The sequence below is a fragment of the Mesorhizobium sp. ZC-5 genome, assembly GCF_025753855.1.
Classification (GTDB): Bacteria; Pseudomonadota; Alphaproteobacteria; order Rhizobiales; family Rhizobiaceae; genus Neomesorhizobium.
In genome coordinates this window covers 1-1,137 of sequence record NZ_JAOWPT010000060.1, presented here as the reverse complement: position 1 = coordinate 1,137, position 1,137 = coordinate 1, and the positions used below count along the sequence as shown (strand labels likewise).

Annotated in this window: 1 protein-coding gene; it reads left to right on the top strand. The window is 66.0% G+C overall.

The window, feature by feature from the left end; genetic code table 11:
- Positions 1-181: 181 nt before the first annotated feature.
- Positions 182-1,114 (top strand): IS110 family transposase, encoded by a 933-nt coding sequence (locus tag OHD58_RS30490; protein ID WP_263807310.1) that lies wholly within the window; start codon positions 182-184, stop codon positions 1,112-1,114.
- The last annotated feature ends 23 nt before the right edge of the window (positions 1,115-1,137 follow it).

Sequence of the window (1,137 nt, the reverse complement as noted above, 5' to 3'; positions counted from 1 at the left end):
ACCTTGTAACTTGAATACGTCCGCATCTGCTAAGGTAGCGGGTGCGGCGGCGGACGGGAGCACGACACACCTCTGGGCGCTCGAGCCCGTGGGAGAGCTTGTGTCGCCGTCCTCCATTCCATCGACCCCGAACAGTCGCCTGGGCCGCAAGCGAAGCCCGATTAGGCAAGGATGGGATAAGATGGACGCAACGGTGGTGGGTATCGACGTGTCGAAGGAACGGCTTGACGTGCATGTGCTTGCGTCTGGCGAGGCCTTTTTCGAAAGGAACGACGCTGGCGGGGTCGAGCGGCTGTTGGAACGGCTGAAGGCGCAGCCACCCTGCCTTGTGGCGCTGGAGGCGACGGGCGGCTTCGAGACGCTTGCGGCTGCCGCCCTGTCGGCGGCCGGGGTGCCGGTTGCGGTGGTTAACCCGGCGCAGGTGCGCTCGTTCGCCGATGCGCTGGGCAAGCGCGCCAAGACCGACCCGATCGACGCGGCGGTGATCGCCCGCTTTGCCCAGGCGAGCGGCGCGGTCGCAAAGCCGTTTGCCGATGCGCAGGCGCGGCGGCTGGGCGACCTGGTGGCCCGGCGCCGCCAGATCGTAACCATGATCGTGGCCGAGGAAGCCCGCCTCAAGCGGGCCGCCGAACGCCAGTTGAGGAAGAGTATTACCCGCCTTCTCGCTGCGCTCAGGCGCGAGCTCGAAAGCCTCGACGGCAATCTCGACAAGCAGGTTCGCGCCTCGCCGGCCTGGCGCATCAAGGAGGTTCTTTTGTCCTCCGTGCCGGGTGTCGGCAAACGCATCGCCCGCAGCCTGATCGCCGAACTGCCCGAACTGGGAAGCCTGTCGCGCCGCCAGATCGCCTCGCTGGCCGGGCTTGCCCCCTTCACCCGTCAATCCGGCAAGTGGCGGGGCAAGAGCTTCATCGGCGGCGGCAGGGCCAGCGTGCGCGCCGCCCTCTTCATAGGCGCCATGGTTGCGGCCCGTCACAACGCGACCCTCAAGACATTCCGCGACAGACTCGTCGCGCATGGCAAACCAAAAATCGTCGCTATCGTCGCAACCGCGCGCAAACTGCTCACCATCCTCAACGCAATAATCCGAGACCAAAAACCATGGCAAAACGCTTGACCGCCAAGACAGTCGCTCTCCCC